We start from the raw sequence: 18303 nt of genomic DNA, 5'->3' as shown, positions 1-18303 counted from the left end.
GCAGCATAACTACCTCGCTTTACTGACTTTCATTACATCTACACAACTTGTCAAATTTTTGTTTAGGTTTGACTCAAGCTCCCAACTTATTCTTCCTCTTTGGGGCTTTGTTTAACAGTAACAAAGAATACTCGATGTGCGTCAACATCGGTCACAGTAATCTCTAAATGTTCAACAGTAAAAGCTTCGCCTTTCACCGGAATATGGTTTAAATGCTCCATAATCCAGCCACCTACGGATACACTTTCAGAATCTAACTTAAGATTGAAGAAATCTTCAAAATCCGTTAGCGTTACCTTGCAATCAACACGATATGTATCTACAGCCAACTTTTCAAAATCAGCCTCCACCTCGTCATGTTCATCCCAAATTTCGCCAACCAATTCTTCCAATATATCTTCCATAGTAACAATGCCCAAGGTGCCGCCATACTCATCCACAACTACAGCAATATGAGATTTCTTACATTGCAGTTCTTTGAGCAAATTGCGTACATGCTCGTATTGGTGTACAAATACCGGCGGAGTCATTATTTCCGTTAAAGTCTGGGCAGCTACGCCACCATTGACATAGAAATCTTTTTGGTTAATTACGCCCACAATATTATCAATAGAGCCATCATAAACAAGCAGACGGGAATAATGGGTCTCAGTAAACTTTTTACCAATAACTTCTTTACTATCGTCAATGCTTACCGCTTCCAAATCAACACGGGGCGTAAGAATATCCTCCGCCTGCACATCACGAAACTCAATAGCGTTCTTCAACAGCTCGCCTTCGCTCTTATCAATAGCGCCTTCCTGGCGAACCTCCTCTACCAACATCAGCAGTTCTTCTTGGGACATCTTGGTTTCATCACCGGAACCAAAGAATCTATTCACCAACAACTTCCAATGAGAAAAAATAAAAGTCAACGGTGTTAAAAGCCACTGCAAGAATTTCAGCATAGCAGCAAAATTTCTAGCCAAACTTTCAGGTGCGTCCTTAGCTATACTTTTAGGCGTAATCTCGCCAAAGATCAAAATAACAGCAGTAATGACAACAGTAGAAACGGTAGCACCAAAGTCGCCATACAGTTCAACGAATAACAGCGTACTAATAGACGCTACAGCGATATTAACTATATTGTTACCGATAAGAATGGTAGACAGTAATCTATTATAATCCTCTGCCAAACTCAGAGCCAAAGCAGCCTTTTGATCCCCTGCATCAGCAAGCACTTTAAGCCTCGTTTTATTAAGCGAAGAATAGGCAGTTTCCGCAGCGCTGAAAAAAGCACTCATAACAACACAAACAATAATAGCCAATATACTGGGTAGGTGGTCCATAACTATCTCCTTTACAAATAAAATAAAACAACGGCTGCACTATAGCAGCATACAGTAATAATATTGTAACAGAATAAATTGTTTTCCACAAACATTAAATAAATACAAAAAAGACTTCCCATAATCAGGAAGCCTCTAGTTTCAGTTGGTGGCGGCGCACGGATTCGAACCGCGGACACTGCGGGTATGAACCGCATGCTCTAGCCAACTGAGCTACGCCGCCATATAATCACCATAAGCGCCAATCTGCTTCGTTGCGATTGCGATTGCTCGCTCGCAGTACCATTTAGTACAGCTTCGCTTCACAATCTCATCACGCCTTGTATCTTAGCACTTCTGATGCTTAACAACAAATGGAGCTGATGACCAGGATTGAACTGGTGACCTTATCCTTACCAAGGATACGCTCTGCCGACTGAGCTACATCAGCATATTAAGTTGGTTGCGGGGGGCGGACTTGAACCACCGACCTTCGGGTTATGAGCCCGACGAGCTACCAACTGCTCCACCCCGCGATATTATGTTGGTGGAGAGGGTTGGATTCGAACCAACGAAGCGAAACGCGGCAGATTTACAGTCTGCTCCCTTTAGCCACTCGGGAACCTCTCCGTAGACAACATGGTTATTATACTACTATTCAGCCAAGCTGTCAACTACTTTTTTACAACATTTTTCTCCGCAATGCTTCAAACATTACTATACCTGCAGCCATTGCCACATTCAAGGACTCTGCCTTCCCCGCCATAGGGATATACACGCGCTTATCCGCAGCCTGCAATAAAGTATCGCTAACACCGTTGGCCTCGTTACCCATAACAAACGCCAAACGGCCGCTTAAATCAGCCTTATACAGATTATCTGCACCATCCAGACAGGTTACCAAAAGCTCGTAACCTGCTCTTTGGGCGCACATAATGAATTCATTCTCATCCATACCGCTAAGCACAGGCACATGGAACAAAGAGCCCATGGAAGAACGCACTGTCTTAGGAGCGTAAATATCAACGCAGCCCTTCAACAGCACCACACCGCCAATGCCTGCAGCATCAGCTGTACGCAGCATGGTGCCTACATTACCGGGATCACCCACTCTATCAAGCACCAGCAGCATCTTGCCACTGCCCATCAAGCCTTCCAAGCTGACCTTCTGCATCTTGCACACAGCAATAACGCCTTGAGGAGTTTCCGTATCCGCAATCTTCTTCAATACTTGCTCAGTAACGCACACCAGCTTAACATTTTGGGCAGCAGCCTGCTCTAACACAGCACGAGTGCGTTCATCCTCAACGGCAGTATAGAAAATTGCCTGCGCAGCTTTATAGGCTACCGCCTCCTCCACCGTCCGCAAGCCTTCTGCCAAAAACAGTCCCTGCTGTTGGCGGTGCTTCTTTTGTTTCAGCTCTGCAGCAGCCTTCACCTGAGGATTATTTACAGCACTTAGCTCCATTAGAATTCCACTCCCATCTTCTTGACACCTTCATGAGTGCCTAAAACAACGATTTCGTCACCTTGCTCAAACACAGTCTGCGCTTTGGGGTTGACCATAGTAACTCCCCCTCTTTTTATCGCCACCACGTTAACATCATAGCGTCCGCGTAAATCAGCTTCGATCAAATTCTTGCCAATCAGCTCAGGGGTAACCTGCAAATTCATGACGCTGATTTCTTCAGAAAGCTCGATATAATCCATAACACTATCGGAAACCAAGTTATGCGCCACACGTTTGCCCATATCTTTTTCCGCATAAACTACTTTGTCCGCACCAATTTTGCTCAGCATAGCGCCATGCAGCTCGCTTTTCGCTTTGGAGATTACTCGGGGCACGCCCATTTCCTTCAACATCATGGTGCACATCATATTGCTTTCGATGTTGCCAATGGCAACTACCGCTACATCAATATTATCTAAGTTCATGGAACGCAGCGTTTTGCGGTCCACAGCGTCACCACACACTACGTAAGTAAGTTGGGAGCTTAAATCCTGCACAATACTTTCGTCCCCATCCAATGCCAGAACATCATAGCCCAACTGTTGCAAGGTTAAGGCTACACTACTGCCGAATAAGCCCAAGCCAGCCACTAAAAACTGTTTTTTTCTATTATTTCTCATTACAACTACCTCTTTAGCCAACCAAAATGTTTTCTGTAGGATAACGGAGTTTATCCACTTTCTTATTCAAGAAGGACATACTAAAGGTCAAAATGCCGATACGCCCGATAAACATGGTAATAATCAACACCAGTTTGCAATAAGCATTCCACTCCGGTGTAATCCCCACGCCCATGCCTACAGTACCCATGGCAGAAAAAACTTCAAACAAAACAAATTGAAAAGGCTGTCCCTTATCATCCAACACCAAAAGCAAAAACGTTGCTACTACTACCCACATCAAAGCTAATAGGAAAACGCTATTACTTTTATGCACCAAGGAAGCATCCACCCGCCTGCCAAAAAAGACGATATCTTTTCTATTGCGCAGCAACGCGTAGGCAGAAGCAGCGACTACCGTAATGGTAGTTGTTTTGATACCGCCACCGGTTGAAGTAGGAGAAGCACCGATAAACATCAAGCTCATCATAAAAAACAAGGTAGCATTACCGCAGGACGCGATATCGATAGTATTGAAGCCTGCAGTACGCAAAGAAACGGACTGGAACAAGGCACCTAGCATTTGCTGCCCGCTATTAAGAGTCCCCAAGGTTGCAGCATTGCCCTTCTCCAAAAGGAAGATGCAAACAGTACCTGCAAGAAAGATCACTGCGTTAGCAATAAGCACCAATTTAGTGTGCAACGTATAGCTGCGCCAACCGTGCTTGTTAAGCAAGTCGCCAATAACTGTGAAGCCTAGGCCGCCCACAACAATCAGCACGATAAAGCAAAGATTAGCTGCTACGTTAGTCTGCAATGCAGTAAAGCCACCCATTAAATCGAAGCCTGCGTTACAAAAGGCAGAAACGGCGTGCCAGTAGCCCCAGTAGATGCCTTTAGCACCAAAATCATCATAAAAGAGATATGCTAATAGCGTGCCAAAGCCTAACTCCAAAAGCAGGCTGTATTTGACAATCTGCAGAGTCAGGCGGATAATACCGGAATTATCTTCCATATTCAAAGATTCTTGAATCAAAAGCCGTTGACGGATATTAATTTGTTTCTTCAGCCCCACTGCCAGCAAAGTGGTGATGGTCATAATGCCCAAGCCACCTATTTGGATGAGAAAAATCAGGACAAGTTGACCAAAAAGCGTAAAGTCTTTACCTGTGTCCAGCACTGCAAGACCGGTTACGCAGGAAGCGGAGGTTGCCGTAAACAGCGTATCTAAAAGATTGCCCCACTGGCCATCCGTGCGTGCCCAGGGCAGCAACAGAAGCAAAGTACCAACCGCTATCAGAACAACGAAAGACATCCCGATGAGCATGCTGCGATTCATGTTCGATATTGTATTTAATAAACTCTTCACACGCCCACCTCCATATGCTGAGAATAGCTTTGCCTCCAATATTATAACATTTTTATGAATTGGTTACTATAAAAAACATTGTAAAGAGTAGCACGCTGACCACAATGGTAATAGAATTGAACAAGCTCGCCAATTGCACATTACCACCCAATTTTTCCACAAAAATAGGGCCGATAATGGTGCAAGGAGCCAAAATGCCCAAAGCTATTACATAATTTACCTCTTGAGCAAAAGGAGCAAAATAGAGGCACGCACCTGCTAAGGCTAGGCATACGCCATACCGTACAGCAAAAAGCTCTTTTATATAACCCAAGGATCTTCTGTCCAATTTAATTTCAAACATCATGCCAATCATTAACATACTTAAAAAAGGATTGGCTGCACCTACTAAATTAGTAAAAGTATAGACCGGCGCCGGAAAATGCACGCCCGCTACGGACAAAGCAAGCATGGAGATATAGACCATAAACGGCGCAGAATGGAGCAGCTTGTCCACAATATTGCGCACATTAAATTTATCCTTGGTGCCGTCCGCATAGCCAATGCAGGAAGCTGTGAGAGCATAGGTCATGCCCGTGCACATAATGGAGTTGCCCACGTCGAACATACAGATAGCAATAACGGCAAAAGGTGTTAAGAACGCCTGTACAAAAGGCATGGTAAAGCAACCGATATTGCACCCTGCCAAACTGAAGATGTAAAAAATTTTAGCAGCGTTAGTATCGCGCTTCGTCAAAAGCAGCGCTACCAAGAGCATGAAAATATTTAAAAGCAAGCCCAAAACAACCGCTGCAAACAGGGAATAATCCATTTGGAAATGGGCAAAGCTGGAAATAACTGCACAAGGCAGCGTGATATTGAGAATAATTTTGGCTACCAGCTGATAATCTGTAGGGGTGAACATTCCCTTTTTCTTGCTATAATAGCCAATCAGGATCATTAGAATGAAGGCCGCAGCCTTACTTAAAACCTCAAGCATTTCCCTCACCAATAAACTGTATTTTTGAAGAATGTTTCAGAATGTATAAAAGCCTGCTCCCGAAGGAACAGGCTTGATATACGTAATAAAATTACAGAGCGGCTTTAGCAGCTTCTACCAATTTAGCGAAAGCAGCTGCGTCGAAAATAGCCATGTCAGCCAGAACTTTACGGTTCAGGTTGATGCCAGCTTTGGTCAGACCGCAGATGAAACGGCTGTAGCTCATGCCGTTAGCACGGGTAGCAGCGTTGATACGAGCGATCCACAGACGACGGAATTCGCGTTTTTTAGCGCGACGGTCGCGACGTGCATAGCTCAGAGCTTTCATAACCAGCTCGTTAGCTTTTTTGAATTGTTTGCTGCGGGAACCATAGTAACCTTTAGCCAGTTTCAGAATGTGTTTATGACGACGATGAGCGGTAACGCCCACTTTAACTCTTGCCATTGTTAGTCTCCTCCTTTAATTCTCTTGCTTATTAAGCGTACGGCAGCATCTTTGCAACATGCTCTTTGTCGGTCTTGTGAACCAGAGCAGCTTTGCGCAGGTTTCTCTTACGAGCAGGAGATTTATGTTCCAGAATGTGGCTCTTGAAGTTTTTAAAATGTTTGAATTCACCGGAAGCGGTTTTCTTGAAGCGCTTTGCAGCAGCTCTACGGGTTTTCATCTTAGGCATTGTAATTTCCTCCTCTATTATTTAGCAGGTTTAGGCGCAACAATCATAATCATGTTTTTGCCTTCTAATTTGGGCACTCTTTCAACGACGGCAATTTCTTTAAGCTGCTCTGCCATCTTTTTCAGCAGCACTTCGCCAAGTTCAGGATGGGACAGTTCGCGACCGCGGAACATGATGGTAACTTTTACTTTGTCGCCATCTTCCAGGAAACGTACTGCGTTCTTGTACTTAACGTTAAAGTCATGGTCTTCGATACCGGGGCGCAGCTTAACTTCTTTAATGTCGAAGGTTTTTTGCTTCTTGCGAGCTTCCTTCTCACGTTTTTGCTGCTCGTAGCGGAACTTGCCGTAGTCCATAATTCTGCACACAGGCGGTTTCGCAGTGGGGGCAATCTCAACCAAGTCCAAGTGTTTTTCCACTGCCAATTGCAGGGCAGCACGGCTGGACATAATGCCAAGCTGTTCGCCGTCACCGGCTATAACACGTACCTCGCGGGCACGAATTTCTTCGTTAATGCGCAAGCTTTCTTTGGCTATGACAATTCACCTCCGGGAACACAGATAAGCGTTTGCTTATAAAATAATAAATGCGGGCAGAAAGCTTCTACCCGCATGAAAATATCATATCCAACCCTGTCGAGTGCGACCGCAAGGTGAGAAGCGGGAGGCTTCTGCTTTGTTACCTAAATATGATACCATATTTATTCTTCTACGTCAACATTCTTTTGTAATCTTTTTTACAAAAATTTTAGCCGCGATGCCCATGGTTACGCACTGCCAAGCTACGGATGGAAACATTGACATTCTTCACCTGCATAGCAGTCATATACTCCACTTTTTCCTTAATCTTCGCCTGCATTTTGCGCGTAACTGCAAAAAGCTGCACGCCATAGTACAGGATAACTTCCACGCTAATGACAATACCCTTGCTATTGTCGCTGCGGCGGCGTACCTTAATATCCGTTACCCGCTCCACGCCTTCCAGCTTTTCGCCGATGATATTGATAATATCCTCAATAGCGCTGTCTGCAATCAGCAGCTTACCGTAGAAACTAAAGGAAGGACGCACAATACTACGGTCCGCTTCCTTCTCCTCCCGGCGTTTGCTGGAAAAAAGGTTATAGGGAAGGTCCGCAAAGTAGCCTGTAAAATGGGGCTTCAGTTCTACCGTAGGTACGGGCACAATATGCTTGCCCTCCTGCAGCCTGGAATAACGCGCCTTCTTAATCTCCGCCTTGCTGGCAATCTGGTTGATATACACAGTCTTAACAGGGGGATTCAGCTGCAGCCTTCCCACAATCTTGTTAATCATATTGTCTGAGGTAGCAATAATCAAAAGACGTTTAATATCATTTTTAGCTAAAGCTTCCCGCACCTGCTTAGCGTGGCTGTCTTCCGTAAAGATAGCACGCTTGACGGCTTGGATTCTGTTTTGTTCGTTCTTGGCAGAAGTGCCTGCCAAAATTTTCGTGCCTTTGATGAGCAAGCCATCGTCAATAATGGCGTCGCACTTATTATCAAAGGCCACACCAATGGCATGATGGCTCTTGCCCGTGCCACTGGGACCAACAAAAGCTACTACTTCCATTCTATTACACCCTTAACATCTTCATACTCCACAGGCCAAATTCCCAAAGTTTTTGGGAAGCGGTCGGGAATGGCGTGGAAATCACTGCCACCGCCTACTAAAAGGTTACGCTCCTTTGCTAAAGCCAACCAATGGGCTTGCTGCTCCTGCGTCGCCGCACTGGGATGATATACCTCCAGTCCGTCGAAAGGCACCTCTGCCAGCAAGCGTTCCGGCAAGGTCATGTCCGCCAATTCGCTAGGATGCGCCAACACGGCAATACCCCCCGCCTTATGGATCAGCTCCACGCCTTCAGCAGGAGTCATCTTGGGCTGGGGTACGTAGGCAGGACCACCTTGATGCAGCAGTACATCAAAAACATCCTGTACTGTTTTAAAATAGCCCTTGGCAACCAAAGCTTTAGCCACATGAGGACGTCCTACTGCCCTGTTCTTCGGGTCGCAGGCATCAACTTCAATATGATAGCCCAAACTATCCAGTTTCGCCAACATTTCAAACAAACGATGTTCCCGCTTGTGGCGCATCTCGTTCATCCGCTCCAGCAAAGGCTGGCAGGCTGTAGAAACGTGGTAGCCTAGCACATGGACGGAATCTTTCTCGTATTGGGTGCTCAGTTCCACACCTGTTAAAACACGTAGCCCTGTTCCTTGCGCTGCTGCCAACGCTTCCTCTATGCCATTCCAGGAATCGTGATCCGTCAAGGCAATCACCTTTAACCCCTTGGCAACTGCTTCCTGTACCAGCTGAGTTGGCGTATAACGGCCATCGGAAAAGGTGCTGTGCATATGTAAATCCACTAACATGGTTATCACAACATTTCGGCAAGCTTAATCAGTGTCAAGGTGCCAAAGCCTGTGCCACCCTTCACCTTGCAGCCTGCAGTTTTTTCTGCGGTAGAAGTACCGCCAATATCAATATGCGCCCAAGGAATGCCTGCATCTACAAATTCGCCGATGAAAAGGCCACCGGTAATACAACCGCCTGCGCGGCCTGCACTGTTCAACAAATCCGCAACATCACTCTTGATAGCTTCTTTGCACTCCGGCAAGCTGGGCAGCTGCCAATAATTTTCACCGGCATATTTGCCTGCCAGTTTGATTTCTTCCACTACTTTATCATCATTTGCTACAATACCGCTGGTTTCCTTGCCCAAGGCAATAATTACTGCACCGGTCAAAGTAGCGATATCAATAACCTTTTTCGCTCCCAAATGGCAAGCGTACCACACTGCATCCGCCAAAACCATGCGTCCTTCTGCATCGGTAGAAACAACTTCGATAGTTTTGCCGTTGGCAGCACGTACCACGTCACCGGGGCGTTGCGCCTTACCCCCGGGCATATTCTCTGCACAGGCAAGCACGCCCATGACATTGCACTTTAGCTTCAAGGACGCAATAGCCTTCATGGCGCCCAAAACTGCGCCTGCACCGCTCATATCGTCCTTCATTTCACCCATATTGTCATCGGGCTTAATGGAAATACCACCGCTGTCAAAGGTAATACCCTTGCCTACGAAAGCAGTATAGGGTGCATCCCCTGCGCCATTATACTTCAAGACCACCATACGGGGCGGATTGTTGCTACCTTGGCCAACTGCCAAAATAGCGTGCATATTATTTATTTCCATAAAGGTTTCGTCTAAAACTTCTACTTCTAAGGGCAGAGTCTGTGCCAGCTTTACAGCTTCGTCAGCCATCAGTACAGGGTTAAGAATATTTCCCGGTAAATTAATCAAATCTCTGGTGTAGGACACTGCCTCTGCAGCAATGGCAGCCTTAGCCACCAAAGCGTCCGCTTCCGCCACTGCGGAAAGCAGCACAGCTTCGCACTCCTTGTGCTTGGTTTCCTTGCTCTTGAACAAGGTAAAGGTGTACGCGCCAAGGTAAATACCTTCGGTAATCGCTTCCACGTACGCTCCGCGTTTGGGATTCAGCAGAATCGGCGCTGCCAATACTGCCTTGCCCACCTTCGCCTTGCGCAAAGCACGAGCTGCTTCGCCTGCTGCCTTACGAAAAGCCACAGGCTTGCACTCCGCACCTTCGCCACAGCCTGCTACAACAACGGTCAGCAGACCTTCCCCTTGAGGCAGGGTTAAGGTGTTAATAGTGCCAATTTCAAACATATCCTCATGGATAGCTGCGTACGCTTCCACTGCCTTAGCTACAGCAGAGGGAAGTTCCAGCTTGCCTAATCCTTGCAAGCACTCCTTGCACAAGAAGAGGACAATGCCCTCTGCATTATCATAAGCAGCGGTATTCACACCACCGCTAGTAATATTAAAACCATTAATCATCATTTATCGTCCTTTCTCCATAAGCATACTTCGCATTATTTAAATTCCATAGCGCTATTCAGTTCTGCCAAGAAGGTTTCCCCATTAAGGCGTTGCAAACTCAAATCGCTGACAACTACCTTCATCACTACATGGCGCTGACCATTAACAAAACAGCTGCCTAAAGAATGAATAGCATAAGGCACACCGTTAATATCGCCAAGATACATAACCACATGACCGTCCATGTACAGGCAGGCGCCGGGAGTAAGCTCTTTAATAGTTGCAGTCTTAGCAGAATCACCCAAACCTTGTAGCAAAGTCTTAGTACCTGCAGTATTTTCCTGTTCATCAGCATCGCGAGGCAGTACCACACCCACAGTACGATAAGCATTGAACACCAAGGAAGAGCAGTCCACACTGTTCTTTTGTCCGCCCCAACCGTAGGGCATATTAATAAACTCCAAGGCTGACCTAACAATATTATTGGCAGTGTAGGGTAAATAACCTTTATGCACTTGGGCAGTTTTGGGCACAAGCAGTTTTTCCTTACGTAGGTTGCCGTTAGTAGCACGAGTAGGTGCTTCCACAGTATAGGTAGCAGCCTGCTCGCTATCTAAGAGCATACGGGAGCCTTGTTGGTACACAACCTGTTCAGCGCCTGTCTTGAGGCTGACGTTAGCACCGGTCACTACCAAAAACTCCTTGGGGTCTGCATACTGCAGCCAAGTTTTGCGGTCCGTAAAGCCAAGGTTGAACTTGCTTACCCAACCGCTGTAATTAACGCTCTGCACATAGTAGAAGTATTTGTTAGCGCTTTCATGGAGCACGATTACTGATTCACCGGGGTCAAGGCTGGTTTCCTGCAGCACGTCAAAATTGCGTTCCCCTGCGTAATAGTACAAGCCTTCGCCTGTAGGCAGATTGCGCACAGGGGTACGGCGTACAGTTACGGCATAACGTACGTTCACACGATTGGGAATCGCGCTCACGTTAGTCTGCTTTCTCAGGATGTCCTTATAATGTTCACTAACCTTATTACCATGGAGATACAAATCATCCTCCAGCACTTGGTAATTCATAATCCGCGTCTTTAAAGCATCTCCGCTAACAGTACCAGGATAGATTAAAAGGCTAGGTACACTGCGGGAAGCATTGCGCACTTTAGTATTAAAAGCAGTAACACCATCGCTAGTTAAAATCAGCTTATCACCTGTAGGATTTTTTGCTGTCCAATAGTCTGCAGTCAATAACTGCGGATAATTGGTAATACCAGCAGCACTTGCCGCCATAGGAACTGCTAAAAGAAAAATGCTCAATAATAAGGTAGAAAGCAATCTATACAACAAAGTCTTCACTCCTCAAAATATTAATTATTATTGTTAAATTCTTGTTACAAGCAAAAAATCCTGCTACGAGATAGGCAAAGTGGATAAAAAAAGCAGATGTTACAGTTTTTGTTTGCTTATGTATCACCAATTTGTTATAATTAAATGTATTATTACTTACATAGCAGCAGCCGCTGCAAGCTTTAATAGACACCCTTTTTTAGAGGGTGACCGCAATATTTTAAGGAGGTCAGAAGATGTCTGTCTTTGACGTACTGCAGGAACGTGGCTTTATTAAGCAAATGTCCCATGAAAATGAAATTAAAGAATTATTGGAAAAGGAAAAAATTACCTTCTATATTGGCTTCGACCCCACTGCCGACAGCCTCCATGTAGGCCATTTCATCGCCCTGATGATGATGAGCCATATGCAAAAAGCAGGCCATCGCCCCATCGTACTTTTGGGCGGCGGCACCGGTATGGTTGGCGACCCCACCGGCAAAGACGAAATGCGCAAAATGCTCACCCCTGAGTTCATTGCCCATAATATCGAATGCTTCAAAAAACAAATGAGCCGTTTCATCGACTTCAGCGAAGGCAAAGCAATCATCGCTAATAACGCTGATTGGCTGCTAAACTTGAACTATGTAAATCTGCTCCGCGAAGTTGGCGTACACTTCTCCGTTAACCGTATGCTGACCGCAGAATGCTTCAAAAAACGTTGGGAAAAAGGTCTGACCTTCTTCGAATTCAACTACATGATTATGCAGTCCTACGACTTCTGGAAACTGCACCAAGACTATAACTGCGTTATGGAATTGGGTGGCGACGACCAATGGTCCAACATGTTGGGCGGCGTTGAATTAATCCGCCGTAAAGAGCAAAAACCTGCTTATTGCATGACTTGCAAACTGTTGACCAATAGCGAAGGCAAAAAAATGGGCAAAACCGAAAAAGGTGCCCTGTGGCTGGATCCGGAGAAAACTTCTCCCTACGATTTCTACCAATACTGGCGCAATGTTAACGACGGCGACGTAGAAAACTGCTTGAGCCTGTTGACCTACCTGCCCATGGACGAAGTACACCGTTTGGCATCCCTGAAGGACGCAGCTATCAACGAAGCTAAAAAAGTATTGGCTTACGAAGTTACCAAACTGGTACATGGCGAAGAAGAAGCGCGTAAAGCCCAAGAAGCTGCAGAAGCTCTGTTCGGCGGCGGCGTAAACTTAGAGAACGTACCTACCATCGAAATCACTGCAGAACAAATGACTGCCAAGGTTATTGACGTACTCACCGCTGCTAAAGTGTTCAGCAGCAAACGCGAAGCACGCCAAATGATCGCTCAAGGCGGTCTCACCGTTAAAGACTCCGTTCTCAGCGACCCGGAAGCAGCTCTCAGCGAAGACCTTTTCGATGCTGACAAGAGCCTGCTCATCCGCAAAGGCAAAAAGAAATATTTCCGTCTGTTAGTAAAATAATTTAACCCAACCTATAATAATGAGGGGATTTCGTTTTATAGGAGTTAACTGATGCATAATGAATCTGAAATAAGCTTTGGCAAAATTCTGCCCATAGGCTTAATGCTTTTTTCCTTTTTCTTCGGCGCCGGCAACTTGATTTTTCCGCCGGTGCTAGGACAATTGGCCGGTGAAAACCTTTCTAGTGCTACTATAGGCTTCTGCCTTAGCGGCGTAGGCTTCCCCCTGCTGGGCATTTTGGCTATGGCTATCGTCCGCGCTGATAACCCAGACGCCATGGCTAGTCCTGTTAGTCCGCTTTACGGACGCATCGTGACCATCCTCTGCGCTTTAAGCATTGGTCCCTTTTTCGCCATCCCCCGTACCTGCGCCGTATCCTTCGACACCGGTATTTTAAGTCTTCTTCCCGCAGGCTGGGGAACCACGGCACTTATGGCATACTCCGTGTTTTTCTTCGGATTAAGCTATTTTTTATCCGTTAATCCCTCCAAAATCATCGATAATATTGGCAAAGTTTTAAGTCCCCTTTTGCTTTTCTGCCTAGGCGTGCTGATTATCTTTGTCCTGACCAATCCCATGGGCAGCCTTTATCCCGCCAACGGCATCTATAAGAATGCCGCTTTCTTCAAGGGTTTCCAAGAAGGCTATAACACCATGGATCTTCTGTGCTCTTTGCTCTTTGGCTCGCTGGTAATTAAAGCCATTGAAAACCAAGGTATCAAGGACCACAAACTGCTGACACGCATGGTAGTTTACGCAGGTATTATTGCCGCCATCTGCCTTGCTTTGATTTACAGTGCCCTGTCCTATGCAGGTGCTGTCAGCACCGAAGCTTTCGGTATCGTTTCCAACGGTGGCCAGCTGCTGAATATGATTTGCGTATACTACATGGGTTTCCCCGGTCAGATCATCTTGGCGTTGATTATTTTCTGCGCCTGCATCACCACCTCTATCGGTATCACCACTTCTATCAGCGGCTACTTCCACGAACTGAGTAAGGGCCAGGTATCCTACCAACGGCTGTGCCTGTACATTTCCCTTTTTAGTTTGGTGGTTGCCAACTTTGGTCTCAGCAATATTATCAAATTCTCCATCCCCGTAATCTGTATGCTTTACCCCATTGTTATTGCCATCGTTATCCTTAACATTGGTCAAAGCATTTTCCATCGCGATAAAGTTATTTTCCGTGCCTGCCTGTCCTTAACCACGTTGTTCGCCCTGTTCGACGGTCTCCGCGCCGGCGGCGTCAACATCCGCGCTTTGGACAGAGTGCTGACGGAATACCTGCCCCTCTTCGATATCGGTTTCGGCTGGGTTTTCCCCTGCTTTGGCGGTATCCTGCTAGGCTTCCTTTACCGCCTCATTTTTTCTAAGGAAGGTAAATAACCATGAGTAATGAACAACAATGCAGCAATGCTTCTTCCTGCGGCCGCAGCAGCTGCGAAGGCTGCCCCTCCGCTAACGGCGGTCATCACGAAGCAGAAGATTTTTCCGCTAAGCTCAACGAAATGAGCAGCGTTAAGAAAGTTATCGCCGTAGTCAGCGGCAAAGGCGGTGTAGGTAAATCCCTTGTCACTGCTATGATGGCTTGCGCTATGCAGCGTCGCGGTCAACGTGTAGGCGTGCTTGATGCGGATATTACCGGTCCCTCCATGAGCAAAAACTTGGGCGTAAAAGGTAAAGCTAAAGCTAGCGAAATCGGTATTCTGCCCCAAACTGCTCCCAGCGGCATCGAGGTTATCTCTGCCAATATGTTCCTGCCCAACGAGTCCGACCCCGTCGTATGGCGCGGTCCCCTCATCGCCGGCATGGTAAAACAATTCTGGAGCGATGTAATTTGGGCGGATATTGATTGGATGTTTGTGGATATGCCTCCCGGAACAGGCGACGTGCCTTTGACCGTTTTCCAATCCCTGCCTGTGAATGGTATCATCGTTGTAACTTCTCCCCAAGAGCTGGTTTCCATGATCGTTGCGAAAGCAGTAAAAATGGCGAAGATGATGAACATTCCCATCTTGGGCTTAGTAGAAAACTACTCTTACTTCCACTGCCCCGACAATGATAAGGATTACCAAATCTTCGGTCCCAGTCACCTGCAGGAAACTGCCGATGCTTACGGTCTCAAGATTTTAGCGCGTCTTCCCATCGATCCTGCCATTGCCGCTGCTTGCGATGCAGGCAAGATTCACGAAGTACAGCTTCCTGAGATCGACGCTTGCTGTGAATATGTAGCCAACGCATTTAAAGAATAATATATCCAAGCATACAAAAACGCCGTGGTTTTCACCACGGCGTTAATTTTTTGCTCTTATTTTGTAATCAGCTCAATAAGCTTCAAGGTCATTTGGCAGCTCTTTTCTACTGCATCCATGGGCATAAATTCGCAATAGGAATGGAAGTTATGGGCACCGGTGAAGTAGTTGGGAGTGGGAATGCCTTTAGTGGAAATAAAGGAGCCATCAGTACCGCCACGCATAGCAATATCCTTGGGAGTAATGCCCAATTCGGACATAGCTTCAAAGATATGGTCAACGCATACACGGTTTTCATCGTTAATAGCGTCAGCAATATTGCCATATACGTCCACAATCTGCATCTCGACTTTTGCCTTAGGATTCTTAGCCTTTACATATTCCACAGCATCAGCAATAAATTTCTTGCGAGCTTCGTACATAGGCTTGGAATGGTCGCGAATCTTCAGGTTCAAGGTAGCCTCGGACACATTGGTCTGCATGGATTCTACCCAGATAAAACCTTCAGTACCTTCCGTGTGCTCAGGAGTCTGCATACGGTCTAAGCAGTTGATAACGTCCACTGCTACCAAGGTAGGATTAACCAAAGTGTTCTTAGCGCTCATGGGATGAGCAGTTACGCCCTGTACTTTAATAGTAGCGCTGCCTGCATTGAAGGTTTGGTATACAACTTCGCCCAATTCGCAGCAGTCAATGGTATAAGCAAAATCGACGGGAAATTTGCTAAAGTCCATTTTCTTGCTACCGCACAGGCCAACTTCCTCGTCAGGAACGAAGCATACATAAATATCGCCATGGAGAATGCTTGCATCCTCGTGAAGAGTTTCCAGTGCTACCAACAGGTTGGCAATAGCAGCTTTGTTATCTGCGCCCAGTACGGAAGTACCATCGGAGGTAATCAAATCGCTACCAATGTATTTTTCCAATTCGGGATGCTCGCTTACTTTAATGTAAATTTGTTTTTCAGCGTTCAGCAGTACGTCGCCACCTTGGTAGTTCTTCACAATTTGCGGATGTACATCGGGGGACAGGTTAACATTAACCGTGTCCAAATGTGCTACCCAGCCAACAGTGGGAACCTTGTGGTAGCCTGCAGGCAGATTGCCAGGCAGACGACCGGTGAGTACGCAGTACTCGCTAATTTCTAAATCAACTACGCCCAAAGCTGCCAAATCTTCTTTTAACAGCTTTGCCAATTCCCATTGGCCGGGGGTGGAGGGCACAACTGCGGAACCCTCAACACTTTGAGAGCTAACTGCGGCATAACGCAGAAAGCGCTCGGTCAGACGTTCTTGCATGGATTTCATAATTCAGGACTTCCTTTCAAAATTAAAGCTTGCTTACATCATTCTGCGAGGATATACATAGTCTGCTTGCAGACCTAAGGGAATATCCAAGCCCCAGAAGATGTACAGCATAATAGTAAGACTTACCAAAAGGGCAATGGTATAGGGCAGCATCAGGGAACTGAGAGTACCGATACCTGCGCTCTTAACATATTTTTGGCAGTACAAAATAATTAAAGGATAGAAGGCAAACATGGGGGTAACAACGTTTACAGCAGAGTCACTGACACGGAAAGCAACCTGGGTAAGCTCCGGAGCAATGCCTACTGCCATAAGCATGGGTACGAAGATCGGTGCCAAAATTGCCCATTTTGCAGAAGCAGAGGTAATAATCAGGTTCAGGAAGGCAACGAAAATAATGATACCGAAAACGGTAACTTGGGGAGGCAGTGCCAAAGATTTCAAGAATTCTGCACCTGCTACAGCAATCAAGGCGCCCATATTGGATGCGCCGAAGGCGTAGAGGAACTGCGCAGCAAAGAAGTAGAATACGATTAATTGTACCAAGGTTTTGGTAATATCTTCCATAGCTTTAGTTACATCCTTGGAGGATTTAAACTTGCCTACCAATACACCATATACCAAGCCCACAGCACCGGTGAAGATGAAGAGCAAGGAAACAATGGATTGCATTACAGGAGCTTTGAAGCTTGCCAGCATACCATTAGCATCGCGCAAAATGGAATCTTGGGGAATAAGCAGGGCAACCAGGCCTGCAGTCATTGCTAAAAGCACCGCAGTAGCAGCGTAGAAAGCACGGTTTTCTTTAGGAGTAACTTCGGTATTACCGTCTTCGCCTACATCGATATCTGCATCCAGAGGGCAGTTTTTCCACAGCCAGGGCTCTACAACCTTTTCAGTTACGTACCAGCAGCTGGGGATTACGACAAAGGTAGCACCAAAAGCGTAGAAATAGTTGCACAGTACGTTTACTTGATAAGTGGGGTCGATAATCTGGGCTGCGCTTTGGGTGAAGCCTTGAATTACCGGGTCAATGGCAGACGGAGTGTAGTTAGCTGCGAATGCGCCGGCGATACCTGCAAAGGAGGCGCCAATGCCAGCCAAAGGATGCTTACCGGTAGCATAGAACATGTAGGCAGCAACAGGAATAATGATAACATAGCCGGTATCAGGACCCAGATGGCTCAGCATACCAACTAAAATAATAATCGGGGTGATTAAAACTTTAGGGGTAATGGCAAGGATTTTCTTCAAGGCAGTGTTGATATAGCCGGAGCCATCAGCAATACCGATACCCAAAGTAGCAACGATTACCATACCCAGCGGAGGGAAGCCGGAATAGTTGGATACCATTTTGCTAAGCAGTGTTACTAAATTCTTACCGCTGAGCATATTATTTACGACAATCTCTTTACCGGTAGTGGGGTGCACGTAGCCGAAATGCATGGTGGACAGCACCGCGGACATCAAGCAGCAAATTACAAAGGCACCAATAAAGAGGATGGTAATATCGGGAATCTTATTACCTACTCTTTCAATCAGGCCCAGTAAACCGCCGGATTGGGATTTTTTCTGTGTTTCTTGCATTAAAAAAATCAACTCCTTAACTATTAATAAAAATAAAAACACAAGCAACATTAT

The 18303-nt window shown here is 46.2% G+C and carries 17 protein-coding genes, 4 tRNA genes and 1 other annotated feature; of the genes, 3 read left to right on the top strand and 18 right to left on the bottom strand.

The annotated features are described in order from the left end of the window. Nucleotides 1-86: 86 nt before the first annotated feature. The 16 genes from ACJMM4_RS00220 to ACJMM4_RS00145 all read right to left on the bottom strand — a co-directional run bounded on the left by ACJMM4_RS00220 (nucleotide 87) and on the right by ACJMM4_RS00145 (nucleotide 11646). Nucleotides 87-1328, bottom strand: coding sequence for an HlyC/CorC family transporter (locus tag ACJMM4_RS00220; RefSeq protein ID WP_405382484.1), 1242 nt, complete (start codon nucleotides 1326-1328; stop codon nucleotides 87-89). 146 nt (nucleotides 1329-1474) lie between these two features. Then, nucleotides 1475-1551: transfer RNA gene (locus ACJMM4_RS00215), tRNA-Met, on the bottom strand. A 131-nt stretch (nucleotides 1552-1682) separates the two neighbouring features. Beyond that, nucleotides 1683-1758, bottom strand: a tRNA-Thr gene (locus ACJMM4_RS00210). A 9-nt stretch (nucleotides 1759-1767) separates the two neighbouring features. Continuing rightward, a tRNA-Met gene (locus ACJMM4_RS00205) sits at nucleotides 1768-1843 on the bottom strand. 9 nt (nucleotides 1844-1852) lie between these two features. Further along, nucleotides 1853-1937: transfer RNA gene (locus ACJMM4_RS00200), tRNA-Tyr, on the bottom strand. A 52-nt stretch (nucleotides 1938-1989) separates the two neighbouring features. Further along, nucleotides 1990-2775 (bottom strand): TrmH family RNA methyltransferase, encoded by a 786-nt coding sequence (locus ACJMM4_RS00195; RefSeq protein ID WP_405382482.1) that lies wholly within the window; start codon nucleotides 2773-2775, stop codon nucleotides 1990-1992. Continuing rightward, the gene (locus ACJMM4_RS00190; protein WP_405382480.1) at nucleotides 2775-3437 is read right to left on the bottom strand and encodes a potassium channel family protein; all 663 of its coding nucleotides are present in this window, start codon (nucleotides 3435-3437) and stop codon (nucleotides 2775-2777) included. Before ACJMM4_RS00190 ends, ACJMM4_RS00195 begins: the two co-directional genes overlap by 1 nt. A gap of 13 nt (nucleotides 3438-3450) precedes the next feature. Beyond that, nucleotides 3451-4785: a TrkH family potassium uptake protein gene (locus ACJMM4_RS00185; RefSeq protein ID WP_405380126.1), complete on the bottom strand. Its 1335-nt coding sequence runs from the start codon at nucleotides 4783-4785 to the stop codon at nucleotides 3451-3453. 52 nt (nucleotides 4786-4837) lie between these two features. Next, the gene (locus ACJMM4_RS00180; protein WP_405380124.1) at nucleotides 4838-5764 is read right to left on the bottom strand and encodes an AEC family transporter; all 927 of its coding nucleotides are present in this window, start codon (nucleotides 5762-5764) and stop codon (nucleotides 4838-4840) included. A gap of 91 nt (nucleotides 5765-5855) precedes the next feature. Then, a complete protein-coding gene (rplT, locus tag ACJMM4_RS00175) occupies nucleotides 5856-6209 on the bottom strand; it encodes a 50S ribosomal protein L20 (protein WP_405380122.1) in 354 nt (117 codons plus the stop codon). A gap of 31 nt (nucleotides 6210-6240) precedes the next feature. Continuing rightward, the gene (gene rpmI / locus ACJMM4_RS00170) at nucleotides 6241-6438 is read right to left on the bottom strand and encodes a 50S ribosomal protein L35 (protein ID WP_009145115.1); all 198 of its coding nucleotides are present in this window, start codon (nucleotides 6436-6438) and stop codon (nucleotides 6241-6243) included. A gap of 17 nt (nucleotides 6439-6455) precedes the next feature. Then, a complete protein-coding gene (gene infC, locus ACJMM4_RS00165; RefSeq protein WP_405380119.1) occupies nucleotides 6456-6959 on the bottom strand; it encodes a translation initiation factor IF-3 in 504 nt (167 codons plus the stop codon). A 53-nt stretch (nucleotides 6960-7012) separates the two neighbouring features. Further along, nucleotides 7013-7120 (bottom strand) — a sequence feature (ribosomal protein L20 leader region). 65 nt (nucleotides 7121-7185) lie between these two features. After that, a complete protein-coding gene (locus tag ACJMM4_RS00160) occupies nucleotides 7186-8025 on the bottom strand; it encodes an Asp23/Gls24 family envelope stress response protein (RefSeq protein WP_405380115.1) in 840 nt (279 codons plus the stop codon). Next, on the bottom strand, nucleotides 8016-8828 hold the full coding sequence (locus ACJMM4_RS00155) for a PHP domain-containing protein (protein WP_405380113.1): 813 nt from the start codon (nucleotides 8826-8828) through the stop codon (nucleotides 8016-8018). The genes ACJMM4_RS00160 and ACJMM4_RS00155 overlap by 10 nt, the downstream gene beginning before the upstream one ends. Nucleotides 8829-8833: 5 nt before the next feature. Continuing rightward, on the bottom strand, nucleotides 8834-10321 hold the full coding sequence (locus ACJMM4_RS00150) for a leucyl aminopeptidase (RefSeq protein WP_405382478.1): 1488 nt from the start codon (nucleotides 10319-10321) through the stop codon (nucleotides 8834-8836). A gap of 32 nt (nucleotides 10322-10353) precedes the next feature. After that, complete coding sequence (locus ACJMM4_RS00145) at nucleotides 10354-11646, bottom strand: SH3 domain-containing protein (protein ID WP_405382476.1); 1293 nt, start codon at nucleotides 11644-11646, stop codon at nucleotides 10354-10356. Nucleotides 11647-11882: 236 nt separating this feature from the next. On the opposite strand from ACJMM4_RS00145, the gene tyrS reads away from it, so the two are divergent. The 3 genes from tyrS to ACJMM4_RS00130 are packed head-to-tail and all read left to right on the top strand — an operon-like array spanning nucleotide 11883 to nucleotide 15355. Next, on the top strand, nucleotides 11883-13103 hold the full coding sequence (gene tyrS, locus ACJMM4_RS00140; RefSeq protein WP_405382474.1) for a tyrosine--tRNA ligase: 1221 nt from the start codon (nucleotides 11883-11885) through the stop codon (nucleotides 13101-13103). A 51-nt stretch (nucleotides 13104-13154) separates the two neighbouring features. After that, nucleotides 13155-14489, top strand: a complete 1335-nt coding sequence (gene brnQ, locus ACJMM4_RS00135; RefSeq protein WP_405382472.1) for a branched-chain amino acid transport system II carrier protein — start codon at nucleotides 13155-13157, stop codon at nucleotides 14487-14489. Nucleotides 14490-14491: 2 nt separating this feature from the next. Beyond that, nucleotides 14492-15355, top strand: a complete 864-nt coding sequence (locus ACJMM4_RS00130) for a P-loop NTPase (protein WP_405382470.1) — start codon at nucleotides 14492-14494, stop codon at nucleotides 15353-15355. Between the two features lie 56 nt (nucleotides 15356-15411). Here ACJMM4_RS00130 and pepT read toward each other — a convergent pair whose 3' ends face one another. Both pepT and ACJMM4_RS00120 read right to left on the bottom strand, forming a co-directional pair. Next, on the bottom strand, nucleotides 15412-16662 hold the full coding sequence (gene pepT, locus ACJMM4_RS00125) for a peptidase T (protein WP_405382468.1): 1251 nt from the start codon (nucleotides 16660-16662) through the stop codon (nucleotides 15412-15414). A 33-nt stretch (nucleotides 16663-16695) separates the two neighbouring features. After that, nucleotides 16696-18249 (bottom strand): AbgT family transporter, encoded by a 1554-nt coding sequence (locus ACJMM4_RS00120; RefSeq protein WP_405382466.1) that lies wholly within the window; start codon nucleotides 18247-18249, stop codon nucleotides 16696-16698. Nucleotides 18250-18303: the final 54 nt, after the last annotated feature.

Origin of the sequence: Phascolarctobacterium sp., from assembly GCF_045124115.1 — a bacterium.
Classification (GTDB): Bacteria; Bacillota; Negativicutes; order Acidaminococcales; family Acidaminococcaceae; genus Phascolarctobacterium_A.
This window is presented reverse-complemented; position numbering and strand designations above follow the sequence as displayed.